24 protein-coding genes are annotated in these 22,329 nt (G+C 64.5%); 8 read left to right on the top strand and 16 right to left on the bottom strand.

What is annotated here, in order from left to right:
* The first annotated feature begins 334 nt into the window (after positions 1–334).
* From WS61_RS03610 to WS61_RS03595, 4 genes are all read left to right on the top strand, one after another.
* The gene (locus WS61_RS03610; RefSeq protein ID WP_059499264.1) at positions 335–1,552 is read left to right on the top strand and encodes a DUF2863 family protein; all 1,218 of its coding nucleotides are present in this window, start codon (positions 335–337) and stop codon (positions 1,550–1,552) included.
* A 209-nt stretch (positions 1,553–1,761) separates the two neighbouring features.
* A complete protein-coding gene (locus WS61_RS03605) occupies positions 1,762–2,604 on the top strand; it encodes a response regulator transcription factor (protein WP_059499263.1) in 843 nt (280 codons plus the stop codon).
* 76 nt (positions 2,605–2,680) lie between these two features.
* Complete coding sequence (locus WS61_RS03600) at positions 2,681–3,355, top strand: energy-coupling factor ABC transporter permease (RefSeq protein WP_011545801.1); 675 nt, start codon at positions 2,681–2,683, stop codon at positions 3,353–3,355.
* A 138-nt stretch (positions 3,356–3,493) separates the two neighbouring features.
* On the top strand, positions 3,494–4,150 hold the full coding sequence (locus tag WS61_RS03595) for a BspC domain-containing protein (protein ID WP_059499262.1): 657 nt from the start codon (positions 3,494–3,496) through the stop codon (positions 4,148–4,150).
* Between the two features lie 83 nt (positions 4,151–4,233).
* Here WS61_RS03595 and WS61_RS03590 read toward each other — a convergent pair whose 3' ends face one another.
* Entirely contained in the window at positions 4,234–5,388 is a 1,155-nt protein-coding gene (locus WS61_RS03590; protein ID WP_059499261.1) for a M14-type cytosolic carboxypeptidase, read from the bottom strand.
* Between the two features lie 132 nt (positions 5,389–5,520).
* A complete protein-coding gene (gene yaaA / locus WS61_RS03585; RefSeq protein WP_059499260.1) occupies positions 5,521–6,303 on the bottom strand; it encodes a peroxide stress protein YaaA in 783 nt (260 codons plus the stop codon).
* 57 nt (positions 6,304–6,360) lie between these two features.
* On the opposite strand from yaaA, the gene WS61_RS03580 reads away from it, so the two are divergent.
* Together WS61_RS03580 and WS61_RS03575 are read left to right on the top strand one after the other, a co-directional pair.
* Entirely contained in the window at positions 6,361–6,858 is a 498-nt protein-coding gene (locus WS61_RS03580) for a putative toxin-antitoxin system toxin component, PIN family (protein WP_059499259.1), read from the top strand.
* A 77-nt stretch (positions 6,859–6,935) separates the two neighbouring features.
* The gene (locus WS61_RS03575) at positions 6,936–8,060 is read left to right on the top strand and encodes a pyridoxal phosphate-dependent aminotransferase (RefSeq protein ID WP_257126842.1); all 1,125 of its coding nucleotides are present in this window, start codon (positions 6,936–6,938) and stop codon (positions 8,058–8,060) included.
* 42 nt (positions 8,061–8,102) lie between these two features.
* On the opposite strand, the gene WS61_RS03570 is transcribed toward WS61_RS03575, so the two are convergent.
* Entirely contained in the window at positions 8,103–8,759 is a 657-nt protein-coding gene (locus WS61_RS03570) for a glutathione S-transferase (protein WP_059499257.1), read from the bottom strand.
* 202 nt (positions 8,760–8,961) lie between these two features.
* Here WS61_RS03570 and WS61_RS03565 point away from each other — a divergent pair, with 202 nt between their 5' ends.
* A complete protein-coding gene (locus WS61_RS03565; protein WP_059499256.1) occupies positions 8,962–9,753 on the top strand; it encodes an oxepin-CoA hydrolase, alternative type in 792 nt (263 codons plus the stop codon).
* A gap of 219 nt (positions 9,754–9,972) precedes the next feature.
* Positions 9,973–10,665, top strand: a complete 693-nt coding sequence (locus tag WS61_RS03560; protein ID WP_059499275.1) for a glutathione binding-like protein — start codon at positions 9,973–9,975, stop codon at positions 10,663–10,665.
* Between the two features lie 47 nt (positions 10,666–10,712).
* On the opposite strand, the gene WS61_RS03555 is transcribed toward WS61_RS03560, so the two are convergent.
* The 13 genes from WS61_RS03555 to nuoI form a co-directional block, all read right to left on the bottom strand.
* Positions 10,713–11,189 carry a MaoC family dehydratase gene (locus WS61_RS03555; protein ID WP_059499255.1) on the bottom strand — a complete coding sequence of 159 codons (477 nt, stop codon included), beginning with the start codon at positions 11,187–11,189 and terminating at the stop codon, positions 10,713–10,715.
* Positions 11,186–11,647 (bottom strand): MaoC family dehydratase, encoded by a 462-nt coding sequence (locus WS61_RS03550; RefSeq protein ID WP_059499254.1) that lies wholly within the window; start codon positions 11,645–11,647, stop codon positions 11,186–11,188. The genes WS61_RS03555 and WS61_RS03550 overlap by 4 nt, the downstream gene beginning before the upstream one ends.
* Before the next feature lie 38 nt (positions 11,648–11,685).
* Positions 11,686–12,819 carry an acyl-CoA dehydrogenase family protein gene (locus WS61_RS03545; protein WP_059499253.1) on the bottom strand — a complete coding sequence of 378 codons (1,134 nt, stop codon included), beginning with the start codon at positions 12,817–12,819 and terminating at the stop codon, positions 11,686–11,688.
* 19 nt (positions 12,820–12,838) lie between these two features.
* Positions 12,839–14,035: an acyl-CoA dehydrogenase family protein gene (locus WS61_RS03540; RefSeq protein WP_059499252.1), complete on the bottom strand. Its 1,197-nt coding sequence runs from the start codon at positions 14,033–14,035 to the stop codon at positions 12,839–12,841.
* Positions 14,036–14,187: 152 nt separating this feature from the next.
* Positions 14,188–14,610: a DUF1178 family protein gene (locus tag WS61_RS03535; RefSeq protein WP_059499251.1), complete on the bottom strand. Its 423-nt coding sequence runs from the start codon at positions 14,608–14,610 to the stop codon at positions 14,188–14,190.
* A gap of 137 nt (positions 14,611–14,747) precedes the next feature.
* On the bottom strand, positions 14,748–15,338 hold the full coding sequence (locus tag WS61_RS03530) for an NUDIX domain-containing protein (protein ID WP_059499250.1): 591 nt from the start codon (positions 15,336–15,338) through the stop codon (positions 14,748–14,750).
* Between the two features lie 39 nt (positions 15,339–15,377).
* On the bottom strand, positions 15,378–15,674 hold the full coding sequence (locus WS61_RS03525; protein WP_006478276.1) for a DUF2818 family protein: 297 nt from the start codon (positions 15,672–15,674) through the stop codon (positions 15,378–15,380).
* Positions 15,674–17,128, bottom strand: a complete 1,455-nt coding sequence (gene nuoN, locus WS61_RS03520) for an NADH-quinone oxidoreductase subunit NuoN (RefSeq protein ID WP_059499249.1) — start codon at positions 17,126–17,128, stop codon at positions 15,674–15,676. The genes WS61_RS03525 and nuoN overlap by 1 nt, the downstream gene beginning before the upstream one ends.
* Positions 17,129–17,167: 39 nt before the next feature.
* Positions 17,168–18,658, bottom strand: a complete 1,491-nt coding sequence (locus WS61_RS03515; RefSeq protein ID WP_059499248.1) for an NADH-quinone oxidoreductase subunit M — start codon at positions 18,656–18,658, stop codon at positions 17,168–17,170.
* A gap of 18 nt (positions 18,659–18,676) precedes the next feature.
* Complete coding sequence (gene nuoL / locus WS61_RS03510) at positions 18,677–20,731, bottom strand: NADH-quinone oxidoreductase subunit L (RefSeq protein ID WP_034207962.1); 2,055 nt, start codon at positions 20,729–20,731, stop codon at positions 18,677–18,679.
* 17 nt (positions 20,732–20,748) lie between these two features.
* The gene (gene nuoK / locus WS61_RS03505) at positions 20,749–21,054 is read right to left on the bottom strand and encodes an NADH-quinone oxidoreductase subunit NuoK (protein WP_006478272.1); all 306 of its coding nucleotides are present in this window, start codon (positions 21,052–21,054) and stop codon (positions 20,749–20,751) included.
* Positions 21,055–21,072: 18 nt separating this feature from the next.
* The gene (locus WS61_RS03500; protein ID WP_059499247.1) at positions 21,073–21,723 is read right to left on the bottom strand and encodes an NADH-quinone oxidoreductase subunit J; all 651 of its coding nucleotides are present in this window, start codon (positions 21,721–21,723) and stop codon (positions 21,073–21,075) included.
* A 105-nt stretch (positions 21,724–21,828) separates the two neighbouring features.
* Positions 21,829–22,317 (bottom strand): NADH-quinone oxidoreductase subunit NuoI, encoded by a 489-nt coding sequence (gene nuoI / locus WS61_RS03495; RefSeq protein ID WP_006478270.1) that lies wholly within the window; start codon positions 22,315–22,317, stop codon positions 21,829–21,831.
* Between the last annotated feature and the right edge of the window lie 12 nt (positions 22,318–22,329).

Here is a 22,329-nt window from a genome sequence, read left to right as displayed (position 1 = left end):
CAGAGAAGCGAGATTATGAACCGTGTTTCGCAGCGCGTCAACAACTTTCTGCACGACATCGTTGCGACTGCGGGGTCCTCTTCCTGCGCCGTCGGGCTCGCTACTTCCGAACCTCAACAGCACCGCTTCCCTTCCTCCCGCGCCGCGTTTCCGTTAGCGCGAAAGAGGCGTGATTCTATTCAGCCCACACCGTGAGCGCAAGGGGTTTGAAGCAACTTTTTTTACAAACGCCGGAATTCGGCCGTCCGGCCATGCCTGGGCACAATGCCGCTTATGGTGCAAAGAACGGACTAGAATGTGAGGTTCTTCGCCTCTTTCTATATACGTCTTTAATATGCGCCAGCGAATCGCCAAACGCCTCCCCCCCGATGCCGACAAACTGGTCGGTCTGTCACTTGCGCTCTTCGCGTCGGGCAGCCGCATCGAGGATCGCTTCTGGGAAGCGAAGCTCGATGCGCTGCTCGCCAAGATTGTCCGCAACGGCAATCAGACCACGCTCGACGCCGCGCTCGACCATCTTCAGCAGAATCATCCCGACGCCTACGGCGCGCTCGCCGACATGGCCGAGACGCACAGCGAGTCGATGGTGATCGAACACGACGGCCAACCGTACGATGCGCTGCTGGTCGCCGTCCCGGTTCTCGCCTGGACGCGCTACATGATTCCGTCGGGCCCGCTCAAGAGCGACGTTGCCGACGCGCTGCGAACGCACCTGCAGGCGCATGTGCTCGCGAACGGCACCCTCGTCGGCCTCGCACCGTTCCTCTACAGCATCGACCAGTTGCCGCGGCATCACGTGGAAACCTATCGGCTCGCTCAGCAACTCGCCCATGCGGCGATCGGCCAGCAGCCCCCGAAGCTGAGCTTCGGCGATCTGCCGGAAACCTCACCGATCCTGGCCGATCCGCGCTTCCTGCTGGCGGTCGTCGCCGCGCCGGCCGGCTCGCCGCTGTTCCGCTGGCAGGAGGAAGAAAACGGCAGCCGGATCGAGCGCGGCCAGTGCCTCGAACAATGGACGGCTCAAGGCGGCCCGAACCTGTCGATCGCATTGCCCGGCTGCGAGTTCGAATGCCTGCTTCCGGACGCGTACTACTCGGCCTGTCGCGATGCGGACGAACGCGTGCGTCCGCACACCGTCCGAACGGCCATTCGTTATCTATTCGACACACTTGGTGCGGCGCCGCAGGAGTTGCGCGCGGTGGTCGCCGGCTTCGGCGAACGTCGTATCGACGAGTATCGCGTCGGCTTCACGCGGCGTGCCAGCAACGACGTGATCTACGGCGTCGTGTGGCCGCTCTACGGCCGTGAAAACGGCGACGTATCGATCGACAACGCGACGCTCGAAGGCGAAGCCCCGATCGAAGGGCCGCTCGAGGAAATCGTGAGCCTGCTGAAAGAATGCGGCGTAACCGACATCCGCCGGCACGCGGGTCGCTTCGAACCCGAATACTGCGACGACTGCGGCGTGCCACTTTACGCCGATCCGCTCGGCGAAATCGTCCATGCGGAAATGCCGGAAGACGCGTCGCCCGCCCAGCCGCACTTCCACTGACCCACCCCGCAGGCCTCGATGGCCTGCCCTGCTTAAAGCCGCTTCCGGTGCCCACCGAAGCGGCTTTTTTCTTATCCGATGCCGGTCGTCCAAAATTTCGAACTTTTCCTAAGCCTTTCAGCCAAGCAGACATCGTGTAAGGTCTTTGTCATTATCGGGGCCAGCTAATACCCGACAGCAGTGAATGACTCACTTTACGGAGGTTGAATATGCGGTTCTTGGTACTTAACTCAGACGCCGAACGGCGTGACGGACTGAAGACCCTGTTGCGGCAGATCGACCGGCACGCCAGCATCAACGATGCGCCTGACGGTTTCCAGGCGCGCCGGCTGCTGCGCACCCAGCGTTTCGACCTCGTCGCGATCGACTGGCTGGACGTGGGCCGGCTCAGCGAGCTTCAGGCACTCGGCAACGCGTGCTCGCCGACACCGGTCGCCGTTCTGGTCGACGACATCTCGCCCGACGCCATCCAACGCTTCTTCAATTACGGCGTCGCGGGCGTGATCCCGCACTCCACGCGGCCGCACCTGATCGTGCGAGCGCTCGAGATCGTCCTGCTGGGCGGATACTACATTCCGCCGATCGCCCTCAGCCTCCTGCCGTCCACGGCGACGGCGACGGCGCGCCACGACGCCCATTTCCAGACGCTCGCCGGCTCGCTGCCCCGGCGCCCGCCGAGCGGCCTCCTGTCGCCGCGCCAAGCGCAGATCATGCGGTTCGTCCACATGGGCAGCACGAACAAGATGATCGCGCGTACGCTCGGCATCAGCGAAGGCACTGTGAAAATCCACCTCGCGAGCATCTTCCAGCAGCTCGGCGCCGCAAACCGCGCCGCCGCGGTCGCGATCTACAACGGCTGGCTGTCGCCCCATCTCGAGGTGCTGCTGGCGAACCGCAACCGCGCCCGCAAGCCGGCCGTCGGCGAACACGGCCCGGCTCCGCTGCGTACGCAACGGCACGACCATCCGTACCCGTTGCCCATCGCGAATACCGGCACGCAGGACCTGCCGCTCGCCGCCGAGCCGCCGGCACGGTTCCGGCGCGGACGCTAGGCAAACAGTCTCGATATTGCGACGGTCGGGCATGCGCAGGCTCCCACCTTTGATGCTCAACGAGTAATATGGACGCATGGGTTTTCTTTTCACACCGCTTCCGCTCTGGGTTGGCATCGGTGGCTGGATCGCCGCCGTGGCCCTGCTCGCGCTCGCGATCTGGAATCGCCCCTTCGTCCGTCTGCAAGACGCCACGCTTCAGCACGTGTGGCTTGCGCTCGTCACTGCGATCACGGTCCTGTGGGCCTCGAACGCATGGCTCGAAGATGGCATCGTCATGCATCTGCTTGGCGCAACGCTGCTCGTCACGCTGTTCGACTGGACACTCGCACTGGTCGCCATGGGCGCCGTCACGGCGATTGCCGCGGTCATCTTCGATGCACCGTGGCAAGGCATCGGCTTGACCTATCTGATCTACGGTGCGTTGCCTGTCGGCGTGTCGGCGTTGCTGCAACGCGCCGCGCTCGCGTGGTTGCCGCACAACCTCGCGTCGTTCATCACCGGGCAGGGCTTCCTGTCGCCGGCCATCGCGATCGTCGCGGTCGCCGCCGCGGCAGCCGGTGTCCAGCTCGCGCTCGCGGACGGCGTGCCCGTCGTGATTCCGGCCGGCTATCTGCTGAACACCGCGCTGCTCGCGCTCGGCGAAGCATGGTTCACCGGCATGGCAACGGCACTCATCGCCGTCTATCGCCCTGCGTGGGTCACGACCTTCGACGTCCGGCGCTACCGCCTCGGCGGCCCGCGCGCCTGAATTTCCTCCGGATCGGCTCGGCGCACCCGCATACCGACGGGCTTCCGCGGCGCGCGCCGAATACGTCACCTACTGTCGCACAACTTTTTTACGCTAAGATTGAACTCCTGTTCTTCATCGGGCATCTATACGTGCCCGATGTCTCCTTCGCTCCTCACCAATAACCAGATGGACAGCTCATCTGCCTCGCTCCGGATTTTCCGGGCGCTCGGCAAGCTGGCAGCCTGTATCGCGGGCCTGTCGCTTGCGCTTCCCGCTCCGGTATTCGCCGACCTGCTCGACCAGCGCTCCGAACTGATCAACAAATTCGTCAACGAGATGCATGCCGATCCGCTCGCCGCCGATTGTGCGGCGCACGGCAGCTTCATCGCCAGCACGTCGACGGCCTTCGACCGAGTCGACTTCGCGCCGAATGCATTCGACAGCGGCAACGCGACGATCACGCCGTGGAACGACTCGTTCGACCAAGGCAAGCAGCGCGTGAAAGTCGACAATATCGTCACCGTCGACGGGCTCGGCATCCACAGCGACGGCAGCGATCCGACGCCGCTGAAATTCCGTTGCGGCTATGTCGGCCAGCAAATGCTCGCGTTCAGCTGGAACGATCCGGTTCCGCCGCTGAAGCCGCGCGTCGAGCGTTCGTCGTCTTCGACGAAGAAGTTCAAGGGCAAGTCGCACCGCGGCAAAGCCAAGGCGAAGGCATCGGGCCGCACCGGCAGCAAGAAGGCCGTCGCAACGAAGAAATCAAGCGGCCAGCACAAAGCCGTGAAGAAAAAAACCGCGAAGAAGTCCTGATACGGCGGAGCGGCAACGACAGCAGCAGAAAAGCCGGCGCATCGCGAGATGCGTCGGTTTTTTTCATGCGACGACGGCTGCGCTTACGCGAACGTGTCGACGTGCACCAGGATCGCGGCCAGCATCGCCGCACCGAGCGCCGCGCTGCGCTCGCCGTTCCAGCCGACGCGCTCGTCGGGGAGGTTCGCGTTGTCCTTGAACGGCATTTCGAGCGTCAGCGACAGACAGCCGAACTGGTGGCCAATGTACTTCGACGCGAGCTTCAACGCATCTTCCTTGTACTTGCTCGCCGCGTAGCCATGCTCGGTCTGGAAATCGGGGCTTGCGACCTTGAACGCGTCGATGAACGCAGCCTGCTCCTTGCCCTGCTGCTCGGTAAAGCTCGGCAGCATCTCCGAGCCGGCGACGAACACGTACGGAAGATCCTCATCGCCGTGAATATCGAAGAACATGTCGCAGCCGATCGCATGGATCGCGTCGCGCACGGCCAGCACCTCAGGGCTGCGCTCGGCATCGGGCGCCATCCACTCGCGGTTCAGGTTCGCGCCGGCCGCATTGGTGCGCAGGTTACCGTGCACACTGCCGTCCGGGTTCATGTTCGGGACGATGTAGAACGTCGCGCGATCGTAGAGTTTGCGCGCCACCGGATCGCCGGCCCAGTCGCCCCAGCCGGCCAGCCGCTTGACCAGGCCTTCGACGAACCACTCGGCCATCGACTCGCCCGGATGCTGGCGCGCGATGATCCACACCTTCTTCTTCGGCGCACCATCGGTTTCCGGCGTGCCGAGCGTCAGCAGCGACATCGGACGGCCTTCGACCGTGCGGCCGAGCTCGACGACGCTCGCCTGCGGCAACTGCTGGACCGCGCCGAGAAACGCCGCGTGACGCTCTTCCGAGTACGGTTCGAAATACGCGTAGTAGATGCTGTCGAACTCCGGCGTATGGTCGATGGTCATCGTCTTGCCGTCGAACGTCGTCGGCACGCGGAACCAGTCGACCCGGTCGTAGCTCGCCACCGCGTGGTAGTTGCGCCAGCCGGACGGATACGCGCATTCGGCTGCGTTCTCGAACGTCATCACGCATCGCTCGCCGCGCGCTCCCGTCAAGCGGTAGTAAAACCATTGCGCGAATTCCGAACGATTGTCGCCGCGCACGCGCAGCCGGATTGCATCGGGGCGGTCGCACGACACGACGTCGATTGCGCCTGCGTCGAAATTACTGGTAATCGAAAGGGCCATCTATCTCTCCTTTGTCGACCGGAGTTAGCGCTTCAGCGCTTACCTCCGGTCCCATGCGAAGCCCGAAGCAGACGGTATCCCGCCCATTCAGTCTCATGCATGCGCAGGCCGTCTCGTGAACGGCCCGCAGGGTCACTCGCCGACGCGCCGGCGATATACGTAAGTCGAATCGTTCGATGCGGCCGCATCGAACGCATAGCCTTCGGTCGCGAATGCCTTCAGCGCCTTCGGGTCGGCGATACGGTTCTCGACGACAAAACGCGCCATCAGGCCGCGCGCGCGTTTCGCATGGAAGCTGATGATCTTGTAGCGGCCGCCCTTCCAGTCCTCGAATACCGGCGTGATGACCGGTGCGGCCAGCAGCTTCGGCTTGACCGACTTGAAGTATTCGGTCGACGCGCAGTTGATCAACACGCGCGCGGCGCCGCTGCGCGTCTCGAGTTGCTCGTTCAGCGCCCGCGTGATGCGGTCGCCCCAGAACGCATACAGATCCTTGCCGCGCGCGTTCGCGAACCGCGTGCCCATCTCGAGCCGGTATGGCTGCAGCAGATCGAGCGGACGCAGCAGCCCGTACAGGCCCGACAACACGCGCACGTGCTGCTGCGCATAGTCGAGATCGGCGGACGACAGCGATTTCGCGTCGAAACCCTCGTAGACGTCGCCATTGAACGCCAGCACGGCCTGCTTGGCGTTGGCCGGCGTGAACGTCGGCGACCAGTCGGCGTAGCGCTGGAAGTTCAGGTGCGCGAGCGGATCGGAGATATCCATCAGCGTCGCGATGTCCTGCGGCGACAGCTTGCGCAGGCCGTCGATCAGCTCCGATGCGTCGTCGACGAATGCAGGCTTCGTGTAAGACTGGACGTGCGGGGGCGTATCGTAGTCGAGGGATTTGGCGGGAGAGAGAACGATTATCATAGAGGCTCGCTGGCACGCCGTGCCTTGCGGTCAGACGAAAACCTCCGATTGTAACGAATGGCCCGCTCTCTCGCCCCGCATGCCGCACACCGCGTCGTGCTCGACTCGAACGTCTGGATCGACATCCTCGTATTCGACGACCCCGCTACGCGCCCGATCCGTGCCGCGCTGGAGCACGGCATGCTTGCCGCCGTGATCGACGGCCGCTGCCTGACCGAACTCGAATACGTGCTCGACTATCCGCAGTTCCAGTCGCGTGCGATCGACAAGGCCGACGCGCTCGCCACGGTCGCCCGGCTCGCGAGCCTCGTCGAACCGCCGCCCGTCGACGCCGACGCGCCGCCGCTGCCGAAGTGCAAGGACCGCGACGATCAGAAATTTCTCGAACTCGCCCGCGCCGCGCAGGCCGAGTGGCTCGTGTCGAAAGACCGCGCGCTGCTGAAGCTCGCGAAGCGCACCGCACGCGACTTCGGTTTCCGGATCGCGCAACCCGCGCCGTTCGTGGAAGCCTGCGCACTCGACGCCGCGCCGCCCGCCACGGCGACGCCCGCCTGACGCAACCTCATCCGAATCCGACCGTATCGATGAACGCTCCTTCAGATATGCCAACGACGCCCGTTTTCCCCTCGCGCCTGCCGAACGTCGGCACGACGATCTTCACGGTCATGAGCGCGCTTGCCGCCGAAAAAGGTGCGGTGAACCTCGGCCAGGGTTTTCCTGATTTCGATTGCGATCCGCGCATCGTCGATGCGGTCGCAACCGCGATGCGCAACGGGCACAACCAGTATCCGCCGATGGCCGGCGTCGCGCCGCTGCGCGACGCGATCGCCGACAAGATCGCGCAGGTGTACGGCCGGCGCTACGATCCGGCCACCGAAATCACCGTGACGGCCGGCGCGACGCAGGCGCTGCTGACGGCGATCCTGTGCGCGGTGCATCCGGGCGACGAGGTGATCGTCGTCGAGCCGACCTACGACAGCTACCTGCCGTCGATCGAGCTCGCCGGCGGCAAGCCCGTGTTCGTCACGCTGGAAGCGCCCGACTACGCGATCCCGTTCGATCGCCTCGCGGCAGCGATCACGCCGAAAACGCGGATGATCCTGATCAACACGCCGCACAACCCGACGGGCACCGTGTGGCGCGAGGCGGACATGCGCAAGCTCGAGGACATCGTGCGCGGCACCAACGTGCTGATCCTGTCCGACGAAGTCTACGAACACATGGTCTACGACGGTGCGCGCCACGAGAGCGTCGCGCGCTACCCGGAACTCGCCGCGCGCAGCTTCATCGTGTCGAGCTTCGGCAAGACCTACCACGTGACGGGCTGGAAGGTCGGTTACGTCGCGGCGCCTGCCGCGCTGACCGCGGAATTCCGCAAGGTCCACCAGTTCAACGTGTTCACGGTGAACACGCCGATGCAGATCGGGCTCGCCGACTATCTGCGCGACCCGGCGCCGTACCTGTCGCTCGCGGGCTTCTATCAACAGAAGCGCGACTTCTTCCGGGCCGGCCTCGAGCGCACGCGCTTCAAGCTGCTGCCGTGCACGGGCACGTACTTCCAGTGCGTCGATTACTCGGCGATCAGCGACCTGCCCGAAGCGGAATTCTCGAAGTGGCTCACGTCGGAGATCGGCGTTGCCGCCATTCCGGTGTCGGCGTTCTATCACGAGCCGCACGAGTCGGGCGTCGTCCGTTTCTGCTTCGCGAAGCAGGAAAGCACGCTCGCGTCCGCGCTCGATCGGCTGGCTCGCCTGTAAGCGCCGCACGGGCGGCCGCGCGCCGCCCTTCGGGAACCGCGCTTACGAACGTGCGACGTTCGCCGCTTCGACATACGCCTTGCGCTCGGCTGCCACGCGTTGCGCGGCCGGGCGTTCACCCACCGTCTTCGCGTGCGCCTTCCAGTCGATGCCTGCCTCGAGCAGGAAGTCGCGGCCGAATATGGCCTTCGTCGCCATCCCGATGACCGGCAGATGAACCCACGCGGCAATGTCCGCGAGGCCGAACGATTCGCCGAGCGCATACGGCGAAAACCGCGTCATCTGCTTGAATGCATCGATCGCGCGCGGCAGCCGCTTCTCGACGTGCGCCTTCATCCCGTCGCTCACCTTCCCGCCGAAAAACGCTTCCGTGTACACCTCGCGCGCCGTCCATTCGAGATACAGCTCGAGCGTCTCGACCAGTTCACGCACCTTCGCCGCCGCGAACGGGCTCGCGGGGAAAATGCCTTTTTCGGGATAGCGCGCCGCCAGGTATTCGACGATCACCTGCGACTCGAACAGCGCCCCCTCTTCGGTCTTCAGGAACGGAATCTTGCCGAGCGGCGAATCGGCAAGCCGGGCCGGATCGCTGATCGGCAAACCACACGCCGCCTCCTCGAACGGAATGTCGTGCTCGAGCAGGACGAACTTCACCTTGTTGTAGTAGTTGGACAACGGAATACCGCACAGCTGTAGCATTGGCGTCTCCTTCCTTGCTGAAGTGCGGCCGCATCGACGCCGGCCGCATCGGGATTCATCGCGCTGAAAAGCACGTTCGTGCTAGTCTAAAGCAAGTCGTGCGTTCGTCACGACAACATTACCTCCGCTGCGGCGTCAGTTCCGCCCGTCCGCGCGACACACGCGCCGCCGCCGCCGCGCCACCCGATGGAGACACACTCGCATGAGTGCTGAACTGCTGGCCTCGCGTCCGCCCGAGAGCGAATCGACGCTCGTCCTCACGCTGTCCAATCCCGGCGCGCGCAACGCGCTGCATCCCGACATGTACGCGGCCGGCATCGAAGCGCTCGCCACCGCCGAGCGCGATCCGGCGATTCGCGCCGTCGTGCTGACGGGTGCCGATCGTTTCTTCTGCGCAGGCGGGAACCTGAACCGGCTGCTCGAGAATCGCTCGAAGGATCCGTCCTTCCAGGCCGACAGCATCGATCAGCTCGCGGCATGGGTCACGGCGATCCGCGCGTCGACGAAGCCGGTGATCGCAGCCGTCGAAGGCGCCGCGGCCGGCGCGGGCTTCTCGTTGGCGCTCGCGTGCGACCTGATCGTCTCGGCACACGACGCGAAATTCGTGATGTCGTATGCGCGCGTCGGTCTGACGCCCGACGGCGGCGGCTCGTGGTTTCTCGCCCGCGCGCTGCCGCGTGCGATCGCGGCCGAGATCCTGTTCGAAGGCAAGCCGGTGGCCGCCGAACGGCTGCATGCGCTCGGCGTCGTCAACCGGCTTGCCGCGCCCGGCTCGGCACTTGGCGACGCACTGGCATGGGCCGACGCGCTCGCCGGCATCTCGCCGAATGCGCTCACGCGCATCAAGTCGCTGCTCGACGACGCGACCGCGCAACCGCTGGATGCGCACCTCGGCACCGAGCGCGATCATTTCGTCGCGTCGCTGCATCATGCGGACGGCCTCGAAGGCATCACTGCCTTTCTCGAGAAGCGCCAGCCACGCTACAAGCGCTGATCCGCCGCGTCGGCCTTCGAACCGACGCCACGCCGCCGCGTCCATCCGATGCGGCCCGTCGTCGCCGCGCGCAACGTCGCGGCGCTCTCCGGCCCGGCCGCGCATGCCCGTCGGCGCGCGCGTTTCCGTCGCCAGCAGCCCGTGTCGATCCATGCTCTAATGACCGCCTGTCGCGGCGCCGCCGGCGCCGTTTTCGCGCATGCCACACAGGAGTTGACGATGATCGACGTCTATAGCTGGGCGACCCCGAACGGCCACAAGGTGCACATCATGCTCGAGGAAACGGGCCTCGCGTATCGCGCGCATCCGGTCGATATCGGCGCGGGCGACCAGTTCGAGCCCGAGTTCCTGAAGATCAGCCCGAACAACAAGATCCCCGCGATCGTCGATCCGGACGGCCCCGGCGGCCAACCGATCTCGCTGTTCGAATCGGGCGCGATCCTGATCTACCTCGCGGAAAAGACCGGAAAGTTTCTGCCGACCGATCCGGCCGCGCGCTATGCGACGCTCGAGTGGCTGATGTTCCAGATGGGCGGTGTCGGTCCGATGCTCGGGCAGGCGCACCACTTCCGCCTGTATGCGCCGGAGAAGATCGAATATGCGGTCAACCGCTACACGAACGAAGCGAAGCGCCTGTACAACGTGATGGAAAAGCGCCTCGGCGAATCCGAGTATCTCGCGGGCGATGCGTACACGATCGCGGACATTGCGACGTTCCCGTGGACGCGCTCGTGGCAGAACCAGGGCATCGTGCTCGACGAGTTGCCGAACGTGAAGCGCTGGCACGAGGCGATCGCCGCGCGACCGGCCGTGCAGCGCGGCGTCGAGGTGCTCGCGTCGATGCGCAAGGCGCTGCAGGACGACAAGGCGCGCGAAGTGCTGTTCGGCGCAACGCAATACGCGAAACGCTGACGAGCGCATGACGAGCGGAGCGGCATTCGTGCATGCCGCTCCGTGCGTCAGAAGTAATGCAGCGTGATGAACTCCGCCGCGCATACCGGCAGCGGCGCGTCGGGGCGCTCGACCTGCATCGACACCGACCACGTGACCTGGATGCCGCCGCGTGCGGCGTCGGCGGTTTCCTTCACCGCGAACAGCGCACGCACGCGCGCCCCGACCGGCACCGGCTTCAAGAACCGCACGCGGTTCAGCCCGTAGTTCACGCCCATCTTTTGCTCGAAGCGCATTGCGTCGGTCATCAACGCGGGAATCAGCGACAGCGTCAGGAACCCGTGCGCGATCGGCCCGCCGAACGGCGACTCGCGCCGCGCGCGCTCGGGGTCGACGTGAATCCACTGATGATCGCCGGTCGCGTCGGCAAAACCGTCGACGCGCGCCTGATCGATCTCGCTCCAGCCGCTCGCGAGCGGCTCCGCACCGACCCGCGCCCGCAACGCCTGCGCCGATGCGATCAGCGGCAAGGTCACGTCGGTCATGGGTTCGCGCCCCCCGGATGACGCAGCCCGAAAATCACCTTGGTCTGGACGGTGATCACCGTCTCGCCGGCTTCGTTCACGCCGACCCATTCGGTCGACACGATGCCGCGATCGGGCTTGCTCTCCGACACGCGCTTGTCGTGCACCTTCTGGTACATCGTGATCGTATCGCCGGCGCGGACCGGCTTCAGCCAGCGGATCGAATCGATGCCCGGCGAGCCCATGCTGGTTGAATCCGATCCGAGCTTGCGGACCAGCAGGCTCATGAACACCGAGCACGTATGCCAGCCGCTCGCGACGAGGCCGCCGAAATGCGATGCCTTCCCCGCTTCCTCGTCGACATGGAACGGCTGCGGATCGTAGCGCTTCGCGAACGTCTTGATGTCGTCGGGCTCGAACGTGTAGCGGCCCACTTCGGTCGTACTGCCCACCACCAGGTCTTCGTAACTGATGCCCACGGATAAGTCTCCTTGTCTGGCGCGCTCGCGCGTCGCCGTCATGCTACGTCGGTCTGCGCAAAATCGGGCAGCGCCGCGATGCGGGCGAGGTGATGATCGGTATCGCCGAGCGTCGTCTCGATGATCGACAGCCGTTTGAACAAGTGCGCGGCGGCCACCTCGTTGGTCACGCCCATACCGCCGTGCAACTGGACGGCCTGCTGGCCGACGAAGCGCGCGGCCGCGCCCACCCGCGCCTTCGCGGCCGACACGGCCTTGCGCCGCGCATCGGCATCGCCGTTCGCGTAGCGCACCGCCGCGAGATAGGTCAGCGAACGCGCCTGCTCGGCATGAATCAGCATGTCGACCATCCGGTGCTGCAGCGCCTGAAAACGCGCGATCGGCACGCCGAACTGCTCGCGCGTCTTCGTGTATTCGACCGTCGCGTGATTCAGTTCGTCGAGCGCGCCGACCGCTTCCGCGCACAGCAGGAAAGTCGCGTAATCGGCGATCTGCTCGAGTGCCGCCGCGTCGCGCGCACCGCCCGTCAGCAGTCGGGCCGGCGTGTCGTCGAACGCGATCGTCGCGGCACGCTGGCCGTCGATGGTCCGGTAATCGATCACCTTCGCATTGGCCGCATCGCGTTCGACGACGAAGAGGCCGATGCCGCCGCCGTCGACCCGCGCCGGCACGATCCACGCATGCGCCCGGGCGCCGTGCTGAACCACCGACTTGGTACCGGTCAGCCGGTACGTGCCGCCCTGCTCGCGCGCGCGCGTGTCGAGTTCGTACAGGTCATAGCGCGCCCGCGGTTCGTGGAACGCGACCGCCACGCGCTTTTGCCCCTGCGCGATCGCCTCCAGCAGCGCGGCGTCGGCGCCTGCGCCCGAGCCGGCGATCCGCAGTGCTTCGACGCCGACCGCCGTCGCCCAGTACGGCTCGATCACGAGCGCGCGGCCGAGCTCCTGCATCACGACCAGCATGTCGACCGGGCCGCCGCCGAAGCCGCCCTGTGCCTCCGGCACGGGCAACGCGGTCAATCCCAGCTCGGTGAATGCGCTCCACTGCGCATCCGACACACCGGCATCGCTGCGCACGATCGCCTGACGCGCTTCGAAGCCGTATTGCTCGCCGAGATACCGGCGCAGCGCGTCGGCGAACTGCTGCTGCTCATCGGTAAAGCTGAAATCCATGGTTGTCTCCGTTCCCTGATCACAGCCCCAGAATCATCTGCGCGATGATGTTCTTCTGGATCTCGTTCGAACCGCCGTAGATCGACGTCTTCCGGTAATTGAAGTAGTACGCGGCGAGCGGCGCCGCATCGTCGTCGCCCGCGATGCTGTGTTCGCGCTCGCCGTCGAGGAACGGCACGTCGAACGGGGCGGCCAGCGGGCCGATCGCTTCGACCATCAGCTCGGTGAGCGCCTGCTGCACCTCGGTGCCCTTGATCTTCAGCATCGACGCCTCGGGGCCGGGCCCCTTGCCGCTCGTCTCGCGGCTGACGACGCGCAGCACCGTCACTTCCAGCGCCATCAACTCGACTTCGAGCGCCGCGACCTTCGCGGCGAACACGGGATCGGCGAGCAACGGCTTGCCGTTCTTGCGCTGATTCGATGCGACGCGCTTCAGGAACGCGAGCTCCCGCTTCGACGCGCCGACGCGCGCGATGCCAGTGCGCTCGTGGCCGAGCAGATATTTCGCGTAGGTCCAGCCGCGGTTCTCGTCGCCGACGAGGTTCTCGACCGGCACCTTCACGTCCTCGAAGAACACCTCGTTGACCTCGTGATCCTCGTCGAGCATCACGATCGGGCGCACCGTGATGCCGGGCGTCTTCATGTCGATCAGCAGGAACGAGATGCCCTCCTGCTTCTTCGCAGCCGGATCGGTGCGCACGAGGCAGAACATCATGTCGGCGTACTGGCCGAGCGTGGTCCAGGTCTTCTGGCCGTTGACGACGTAGTGATCGCCGTGGCGCTCGGCGCGCGTGCGCAGCGACGCGAGGTCGGACCCGGAACCCGGCTCCGAATACCCCTGGCACCACCAGTCCGAGCCGTCGAGAATACGCGGCAGATAGCGGCGCTTCTGCGCTTCGCTGCCGTATTTCATCAGGACCGGCGCGACCATCGACACCCCGAACGGCAACACGGTCGGCGCACCGATCCGCGCGCACTCCTCGTCCCAGATGTGTCGCTGCGTCGCGTTCCAGCCCGGGCCGCCATATTCGACCGGCCAGGCAGGCGCGGACCAGCCGCGTTGGCCTAGAATCCGGTGCCAGCTCGCGAAGTCTTCGCGGTCGAGTCGTTTGTGATCGAGTACCTTGGCGCGCAGCGCGTGAGGCAGGTTGGCCTCGAGCCAGGCGCGGACGTCGGCGCGGAACGCGTCGTCGGCGGGGGAATAATCCAGATCCATGCGCAGTGTCTCCTGTCGACCGGAGTGAGTGCTTCAGCACTTACTCCGGTCCCATGCTTCGCGGTCGATCAGCATCGGCGCTTCAGCGCTTACTCTGATCCCATGCAAGGCTCGCCGCGACCGTCCGGCCCGGCAAGGACACACTGCGTACGTTATTGCAGCGGTTCTTTCAGCGCGGCTGGAATCGGCAGCGGCATCACGTCGATGCCTTCTTCGACCAAGGACTGCGCATCCTCAGGCGTCGTGACGCCGCGAATGCTGCGTGCCGGCGCCTCGTTGTAATGGATGCGCCGCGCTTCCTCGGCGAAGCGCTCGCCCACGTTCTCGGTCTTCTCCAGCACCTCACGCAGCGCACGCATCACCTGCGCCTGCAGCGCACGCGGATCGACCGGCTGCGCCTGCGTCGCGCCCGACAGGTTCAGGCGCGGCGCCGACGGCATCCGGTTGATCTCCGTCGTTCCGCACACAGGACATTCGACCAGCTTGCGGGACAACTGCGCTTCGAATTCATCGGCAGAAGCGAACCAGCCTTCGAACCGATGACCGTGCGGACACTGTAAATCGAGGACCTTCATGCTGAATCAGGGCGTGTGACGAGTGTAGCGCAAAAAGCGGTTTTGTGAACGATCGTGCTAAATCCGGATCGCGCGGCACGAGCGCGCCGCGTCACGGAATTGTAACGCGGCGCCCCGGCCGCCGCCGACGCCCGTGCTCAGGGCGTGACGACCGGCCCGAGCGGCCACGTGCCGGACAGTACCTTGTCGAGCCACATCGCGCCGATGATCGTCTTCACGTCGGTGATCTGGCCCGTGCGCACCCATTCCTGCAGGTCGGCCGGCGTCGCCGTGAAGGTTTCGAGGAATTCGCCGTCGTCGAGCTTGCGTTCGCCGGCCGTCAGCCCGCGCGCGAGATACAGGTCGATGAATTCGGTCGAATAGGAAATGATCGGATGAATGCGGGCCAGGAACACGTATTCGCGCGCCGTGTAGCCCGTTTCCTCGCGCAGCTCGCGCATCGCGCACGCGAGCGCGCCTTCGTTCGGGTCGAGCTTGCCGGCCGGGAATTCGGCCATCACCTTGCCGATCGGGTAGCGATACTGGCTTTCCATCAGCACGCGGCCGTCGTCGAACAGCGGGATCACCATCACCGCACCCGGGTGCTGCACGTATTCGCGCGTGGCCTTCTTGCCGTCCGGCAGACGGACGGTGTCGCGCTTGAGCTTGAGGAACGCGCCGTCGAAGATCGCCTCGCTCTCGAGGCAGGTTTCGGTCAGTGCGGCGTCGTGATTGGGTAGTTCGGCCATCGGCGGCTCCTGAATGAGCACGACGGACGGCCGAAGCCGTCAGCGTCGTTTGACGAGATACTGGAACGTGAAGCCGGGAAACGCGAACACGACGAAAAGACTGAACGTGATCGCGTAAAACTGCCAGCCCTGTTCGAAGCGGTTGCCGGCACGCGACTCGAGCCAGAAGCCGAGCGCGCCGACGACGAAGTACAGCACGATCAGCTCGCCGATCCGCACCCACGCATTCTTCTTCGTCGCGCCGAACGGCACGACGGCGAAGAGGCGTTGGTTCAGGAACGGCAGGTTGGCGCAGACGAGCGCCAACAGCACGATGAACCAGCCGGCTGCCGACATTACAGCGGCAGCGTGTGACGGATTGCCTGCAGGCAGGCGGTCAGCAGCGGGCTCGGGATCAGGCCGAGCACGACGACCGCCACGCCGTTCAGCACGAGGATCGTGCGCTTGCAGAAATCGCCCGAGATCGGCGTCGAATCCTGCGGCGCATCGAAGTAAATCACCTTGACGATGCGCAGGTAGTAGAACGCGCCGAACAGCGACGTGATCACGGCCAGCACGGCCAGCCACGTGAGGCCCGCGTTGACGGTCGCCTCAAGCACGGCGAGCTTCGCGTAGAAGCCGACGGTCGGCGGGATGCCGGCCAGCGAGAACATCATGACCATCATCACGAACGCGAACACCGGGCTGCGCTTGTTGAGGCCCTTGAAGTCGTCGATCGTTTCGGCTTCGAAATCGCGGCGAGCGAGCAGCATCACCACACCGAACGAGCCGAGCGTCGTGATCAGGTAGACGATCGCGTAGAACATCGCCGAGCTGTACGCGTTCGCCGGCGCCGCCGCGTCACCCTTCACGATGCCCGCGAGCAGGCCGAGCAGCACGAAGCCCATGTTCGAGATCGCCGAGTACGCGAGCATCCGCTTGATGTTGCGCTGGACGATACCGGTGATGTTGCCGACGATCAGCGACAGCGCGGCAAGGATCACGAGCGCGGTCTGCCAGTTCTGCGCGAGCGGCAGCAGGCCCATCACCAGGAAGCGCAGGCCCCACGCGAACGCGGCAACCTTCGGGCCGCCGCCGACGAACAGCGTCATCGCGGTCGGTGCGCCCTGGTAGACGTCCGGCACCCACATGTGGAACGGCACGGCGCCGAGCTTGAACGCGATACCGGCGACGATGAAGATCACGCCGAACATCAGCACGGCCGCGTCGGTGTTGCCGCCGACCGCCTTGTACACTTCGCCGAGTTCGAGCGAGCCGGTCGCGCCGTAGAGCATCGAGATGCCGTACAGCACGAAGCCCGACGCGAGCGCGCCCAGCACGTAGTACTTCATCGCGGCTTCGCTCGACTGCGCTGCATCGCGACGCAGCGCGATCACCGCATACAGCGACAGCGACATCAGTTCGAGGCCGAGATACAGCGTCAGGAAGTTGTTGCCCGACACCATGACCAGCTGACCGAGCAGCGAGAACATGCCGAGCAGGAACACGTCACCGCGGAACATGTCGCGGTCTTCGAGGTACTTGCGCGAATAGACGAGCGAGACCGCGAACCCGAACGACACGACAGCCTTCATCATGCTCGCGAACGAGTCGACGACGACCATCTTCGAGAAGAAGTAGTACTGCTGCGGGTCGAGCGCCTGGACCGCGAACCACACGCCGGCGACCACCGACGAGACGACCGCGATCAGATAGGTCAGGCGGCGGCCGGAAGCACCGGTGAAGGTGTCGTTCAGCCATGCGACGACGATGGCGGCCAGCACCAGCGCGTCAGGCAACAGGACATTCATAGAGGCGTTTTGCATGATCTTGAGTTCCTCCGCTCGCGATTACTGGGCCAGCGGCAGCTTCGACTGCGCGACGTGGGAGAGGAGGTTTTCCACGGAAACGTGCATCACGTCGGTGAAAGGCTTCGGATACAGGCCCATCAGCAGCGTGAACGCGGCGAGCACGGCCAGCATCAGGAATTCGCGACGGCCGATGTCCGTCAGCTTGGCGACGTGATCGTTCGCCACCGCGCCGAAATACACGCGCTTGTACATCCACAGCGTGTAGGCCGCACCGAGGATCAGCGTGAATGCCGCGCCGAATGCGATCCAGAAGTTGTACTGGACGGCCGCGAGAATCACCATGAACTCGCCGACGAAACCCGACGTACCCGGCAGGCCGCAGTTGGCCATCGAGAACAGCATCGCGAATGCCGCGAACTTCGGCATCACGTTGACGACGCCGCCGTAATCGGCGATCTGGCGCGAGTGCACGCGGTCGTACAGCACGCCGATGCAGAGGAACATCGCGCCCGACACGAAGCCGTGCGAGATCATCTGGATGATCGCGCCTTCGACGCCGAGCTGGTTGAAGATGAAGAAGCCCAGCGTGACGAAGCCCATGTGCGCGATCGACGAATACGCGACCAGCTTCTTCATGTCGGCCTGCACCATCGCGACGAGGCCGATGTAGATCACCGCGATCAGCGACAGCGTGATCACGACGGGCGCCAGGAAATGGCTCGCGTCAGGCGTGATCGGCAGCGAGAAACGCAGGAAACCGTATGCGCCGAGCTTCAGCATGATCGCCGCCAGCACGACCGAGCCGCCCGTCGGCGCTTCCACGTGCGCGTCCGGCAACCACGTGTGCACCGGCCACATCGGCACCTTCACCGCGAACGCGAGGAAGAACGCAATGAACAGCAGGATCTGCGGCGTCATCGCGATCTTCGCGTTCTGCCACGTCGCGAGGTCGAACGAGTGCGTTTCCGTGTACAGGTAAATCAGCGCGACCAGCATCAGCAGCGAACCGGCCAACGTGTACAGGAAGAACTTGAACGCCGCATACACGCGATTCGGGCCGCCCCACACGCCGATGATGATGTACATCGGGATCAGGGTCGCCTCGAAGAACACGTAGAACAGCAGGCCGTCGGCCGCCGAGAACACGCCGATCATGATCCCGGACAGGATCAGGAACGCCGCGAGGTACTGCGCGACGTTCTCGGTGATCACTTCCCATGCGGCGATCACGACGATCACCGTGATCAGCGCGGTCAGCACGACGAACCACATCGAAATGCCGTCGACGCCGAGGTGATACGCGATATCGAAGCGTTCGATCCAGGTCGACTTCTCGACGAACTGCAGCGCAGCCGTGCTCGAGTCGAAGCCGGTGATCAGCGGGATCGTGACCGCGAGGCCGAGCAGCGCACCGATCAGCGCGACCCAGCGGGCCGTCCCCGGATTTTTGTCGTTACCCACCGCAAGCACGAGGAGGCCGAAAACGATCGGCAGCCAGATCGCGGTACTGAGAATCGGAAAAGCGTGCATTAGTGTTGTCCCCCCGCCTTATTTGCCGCCGAGCGTTACAAACAGGGTCAGGAGCCCCAGCATGCCGATGATCATGGCGAACGCGTAGTGATAGATGTAACCGGATTGGAGGAAGCGGATCACGCCGGCAAACCAGCCGATGAACCGGGCGCTGCCGTTGACGAGGCCGTCGATCACCACGACGTCACCCTCCTTCCACAGGCCGCGGCCGATCGCCACCGAACCGCGGGCGAACACCACTTCGTTGATCTTGTCCATGTAGTACTTGTTGTCCAGCAGCGTGTAGATCGGGCCGAATGCACGGCGGATCGACGCCGGCAGCTCCGGACGCTTCAGATACAGGAACCACGCGACGACGACACCGGCGAGCGCCAGCCACACCGGCAGACCCGACACCGAGTGCAGGCCCATGCCGACCCAGCCGTGGAACTCTTCGGCCATCTCGGCCAGCGCCGGATGGTTTTCGCCGATGAAGATCACCTTGTCGAATGCGACGCCGTGCTGGAAGAAGTCGCCGAACAGCATCGGGCTGATCGCGATCGCACCGATGATCACCGACGGGATCGCCAGCAGGACCAGCGGTACCCACACGACCCACGGGGTCTCGTGCGGCTCGTGCGCGTGGTCGTCATGACCGTGGCCATGGCCGTGATCGTCGTGGCCGTGCGCGGCCGCCATGCCCATCGGCGATTCCGGATGCTTCGGATTGCGGAAGCGCTCTTCGCCGTGGAACACCAGGAAGTACATGCGGAACGAGTACAGCGCCGTGACGAACACGCTCGCGACGACCGCGAAGTACGCGAAGCCCGAACCCGGCAGGTGCGACAGCTTCACCGCATCGATGATCGAGTCCTTCGAGTAGAAGCCCGAGAAGAACGGCGTACCGATCAGCGCGAGCGACCCGATGAGCGACGTGATCCACGTGATCGGCATGTACTTGCGCAGGCCGCCCATGTTGCGCATGTCCTGGTCGTGGTGCATGCCCATGATGACCGAGCCGGCGCCGAGGAACAGCAGCGCCTTGAAGAACGCGTGCGTCATCAGGTGGAACACGGCGACCGGGTAAGCGGACACGCCGAGCGCGACGGTCATGTAGCCGAGCTGCGACAGCGTCGAGTACGCGACCACGCGCTTGATGTCGTTCTGGACGATGCCGAGGAAGCCCATGAAGAGCGCCGTGATCGCGCCGATCACCGTGATGAACGACAGCGCGGTGTCCGACAGTTCGAACAGCGGCGACATGCGCGACACCATGAAGATGCCGGCCGTCACCATCGTCGCCGCGTGAATCAGCGCCGAGATCGGGGTCGGGCCTTCCATCGAGTCCGGCAGCCACACGTGCAGCGGGAATTGCGCCGACTTGCCCATCGCGCCGATGAACAGGCAGATACAGGCAACGGTCAGCAGGCCCCAGTCGGTGCCCGGGAAGTGCAGGCTCGCGAGCTCCGCGCGCTTCGCGAACACTTCGCCATAGTTCATCGAGCCGGCGAACGCGAGCAGCAGGCCGATGCCGAGCAGGAAGCCGAAGTCGCCCACGCGGTTCACGAGGAACGCCTTCATGTTCGCGTAGATCGCGCTCTCACGCGTGAAGTAGAAGCCGATCAGCAGGTACGACACCAGACCCACCGCTTCCCAGCCGAAGAACAGCTGCAGGAAGTTGTTGCTCATCACGAGCATCAGCATCGAGAACGTGAACAGCGAGATGTACGAGAAGAAGCGCTGGTAGCCGTCTTCTTCCGCCATGTAGCCGATCGTGTACACGTGCACCATCAGCGAGACGAAGGTCACGACGACCATCATCATCGCGGTCAGCGAATCGACGAGGAAGCCGACTTCGAGCTTCAGCGAGCCGACGTTCATCCATTCGTAGACGGTCGCGTTGAAGCTTGCGCCGCCCATCACGTCGAAGAAGACTTTCGCCGACAGGAGGAACGCGATCAATACGCCGAGGATCGTGATCCGATGTGCGCCCTTGCGCCCGACTGCGTTCCCGAACAGCCCCGCGATCAGCGAGCCGGCCAGCGGAGCGAGCGGAATCGCCAGCAGCAGGTTTTCATTGAGTGTCGTTGACATAACAGCGTTGCCTGAAATTAACCTTTGAGCTGATCGAGATCCTCGACATTGATCGTGTCGAGCTTACGGAACAGGGTCACCAGAATCGCGAGACCGATCGCGGCTTCCGCTGCGGCGACGGTCAGCACGAAGAACACGAAGATCTGGCCGTGCACGTCGCCGAGGTAATGCGAGAACGCGACGAAGTTGGTGTTCACCGCCAGCAGCATCAGTTCGATCGACATCAGGATGATGATGACGTTGCGGCGGTTCAGGAAGATCCCGACGATCGCGATCGCGAACAGGATCGCGCCGAGCACAAGGTAGTGAGCAAGAGTCAGCATGGTTTTCTTTTCCTCCGCTTAGCCGTTGGTGCCCGAACCGGCTTCGCTTTGCGCCGTTTCCGGCTGCGGCTTGTCCGCTTCCATCTTCACGAGGCGCACACGGTCGTCGCGGCGCACCTTGACCTGATCCGACACGCGCTGGCGCTTGCTGTCCTTGCCCTTGCGCTCGGTCAGCCCGATCGCGGCGATGATCGCGACCAGCAGCACGAGGCCGGCGATTTCGAACGCGAAGATGTAGTCGGTGTAGATCACCTTGCCGATCAGGCGCGTATTCGACCAGTTGGCCATCTCGCCCGTCGCCATCGCATGCACGGTGTGCGTGTCGCCGTAACCGCGCCACAGGATCAGCGCGGTTTCGATCACGATGATCGCGCCGACCACGGTTGCCATCGGCACGAAGCGCTTGAAGTCGCGGCGCAGGTAGTCGATGTTGATGTCCAGCATCATCACGACGAACAGGAACAGCACCATCACCGCGCCCACGTAGACCAGAACCAGCAGGATCGCGAGGAATTCCGCCTCCAGCAGCATCCAGATCGCGGCGGCGTTGAAGAACGCCAGCACAAGGAAAAGCGCAGACGCCACCGGGTTGCGCGAAGTGATCACCTTCAGCCCTGATACCACCAGGAGCAGCGCGAAGATGTAGAACAGTACGGTCGTGAATTCCATGATTACCGGTTCATCGTTAGGCCATAGTCAGGCGCGGCTTGCGGGACGCCCGCACCCGTCGCGGCGGCTCGGCCCGTTCATGCCGGGCCGGCACTGCAAACACAATCAACGATACGGCGCGTCGGCAGCCTTCGCCGCGGCGATGTCCTTCTCGTAGCGATCGCCCACCGCGAGCAGCATTTCCTTCGTGAAATACAGGTCGCCGCGCTTTTCGCCGTGGTACTCGAGAATCTGCGTCTCGACGATCGAATCGACCGGGCAGCTCTCTTCGCAGAAACCGCAGAAGATGCACTTCGTCAGGTCGATGTCGTAGCGCGTCGTGCGGCGCGTGTTGTCCGCGCGCGTTTCCGATTCGATCGTGATCGCCAGCGCGGGGCACACGGCCTCGCACAGCTTGCACGCGATGCAGCGCTCTTCGCCGTTCTCGTAGCGGCGCAGTGCGTGCAGCCCGCGAAAACGCGGCGAAATCGGGGTCTTCTCTTCCGGGAACTGCACGGTGAACTTGCGCTTGAACGTGTAACGACCGGTCAGCGCGAGCCCCTTCAGCAGCTCGGTCAGGAAGAAAGTCTTAAAGAAGTGTTGGATAGCCGTCATGATTTCGTCCGA

This window comes from Burkholderia sp. ABCPW 11 (assembly GCF_001523445.1).
Classification (GTDB): Bacteria; Pseudomonadota; Gammaproteobacteria; order Burkholderiales; family Burkholderiaceae; genus Burkholderia.
Note: the sequence above shows the minus strand (reverse complement) of the source record. Positions and strands in the feature narration are given on the sequence as shown.

What these genes read in the sequence shown, in the direction of transcription:
- WS61_RS03610 (WP_059499264.1), top strand. Translation starts at nt 335, where the DNA reads ATGCGCCAGCGAATCGCCAAACGCCTCCCCCCCGATGCCGACAAACTG.
- WS61_RS03605 (WP_059499263.1), top strand. Translation starts at nt 1,762, where the DNA reads ATGCGGTTCTTGGTACTTAACTCAGACGCCGAACGGCGTGACGGACTG.
- WS61_RS03600 (WP_011545801.1), top strand. Translation starts at nt 2,681, where the DNA reads ATGGGTTTTCTTTTCACACCGCTTCCGCTCTGGGTTGGCATCGGTGGC.
- WS61_RS03595 (WP_059499262.1), top strand. Translation starts at nt 3,494, where the DNA reads ATGTCTCCTTCGCTCCTCACCAATAACCAGATGGACAGCTCATCTGCC.
- WS61_RS03590 (WP_059499261.1), bottom strand. Translation starts at nt 5,388, where the DNA reads ATGGCCCTTTCGATTACCAGTAATTTCGACGCAGGCGCAATCGACGTC.
- yaaA (WP_059499260.1), bottom strand. Translation starts at nt 6,303, where the DNA reads ATGATAATCGTTCTCTCTCCCGCCAAATCCCTCGACTACGATACGCCC.
- WS61_RS03580 (WP_059499259.1), top strand. Translation starts at nt 6,361, where the DNA reads ATGGCCCGCTCTCTCGCCCCGCATGCCGCACACCGCGTCGTGCTCGAC.
- WS61_RS03570 (WP_059499257.1), bottom strand. Translation starts at nt 8,759, where the DNA reads ATGCTACAGCTGTGCGGTATTCCGTTGTCCAACTACTACAACAAGGTG.
- WS61_RS03565 (WP_059499256.1), top strand. Translation starts at nt 8,962, where the DNA reads ATGAGTGCTGAACTGCTGGCCTCGCGTCCGCCCGAGAGCGAATCGACG.
- WS61_RS03560 (WP_059499275.1), top strand. Translation starts at nt 9,973, where the DNA reads ATGATCGACGTCTATAGCTGGGCGACCCCGAACGGCCACAAGGTGCAC.
- WS61_RS03555 (WP_059499255.1), bottom strand. Translation starts at nt 11,189, where the DNA reads ATGACCGACGTGACCTTGCCGCTGATCGCATCGGCGCAGGCGTTGCGG.
- WS61_RS03545 (WP_059499253.1), bottom strand. Translation starts at nt 12,819, where the DNA reads ATGGATTTCAGCTTTACCGATGAGCAGCAGCAGTTCGCCGACGCGCTG.
- WS61_RS03540 (WP_059499252.1), bottom strand. Translation starts at nt 14,035, where the DNA reads ATGGATCTGGATTATTCCCCCGCCGACGACGCGTTCCGCGCCGACGTC.
- WS61_RS03535 (WP_059499251.1), bottom strand. Translation starts at nt 14,610, where the DNA reads ATGAAGGTCCTCGATTTACAGTGTCCGCACGGTCATCGGTTCGAAGGC.
- WS61_RS03530 (WP_059499250.1), bottom strand. Translation starts at nt 15,338, where the DNA reads ATGGCCGAACTACCCAATCACGACGCCGCACTGACCGAAACCTGCCTC.
- WS61_RS03525 (WP_006478276.1), bottom strand. Translation starts at nt 15,674, where the DNA reads ATGTCGGCAGCCGGCTGGTTCATCGTGCTGTTGGCGCTCGTCTGCGCC.
- nuoN (WP_059499249.1), bottom strand. Translation starts at nt 17,128, where the DNA reads ATGAATGTCCTGTTGCCTGACGCGCTGGTGCTGGCCGCCATCGTCGTC.
- WS61_RS03515 (WP_059499248.1), bottom strand. Translation starts at nt 18,658, where the DNA reads ATGCACGCTTTTCCGATTCTCAGTACCGCGATCTGGCTGCCGATCGTT.
- nuoL (WP_034207962.1), bottom strand. Translation starts at nt 20,731, where the DNA reads ATGTCAACGACACTCAATGAAAACCTGCTGCTGGCGATTCCGCTCGCT.
- nuoK (WP_006478272.1), bottom strand. Translation starts at nt 21,054, where the DNA reads ATGCTGACTCTTGCTCACTACCTTGTGCTCGGCGCGATCCTGTTCGCG.
- WS61_RS03500 (WP_059499247.1), bottom strand. Translation starts at nt 21,723, where the DNA reads ATGGAATTCACGACCGTACTGTTCTACATCTTCGCGCTGCTCCTGGTG.
- nuoI (WP_006478270.1), bottom strand. Translation starts at nt 22,317, where the DNA reads ATGACGGCTATCCAACACTTCTTTAAGACTTTCTTCCTGACCGAGCTG.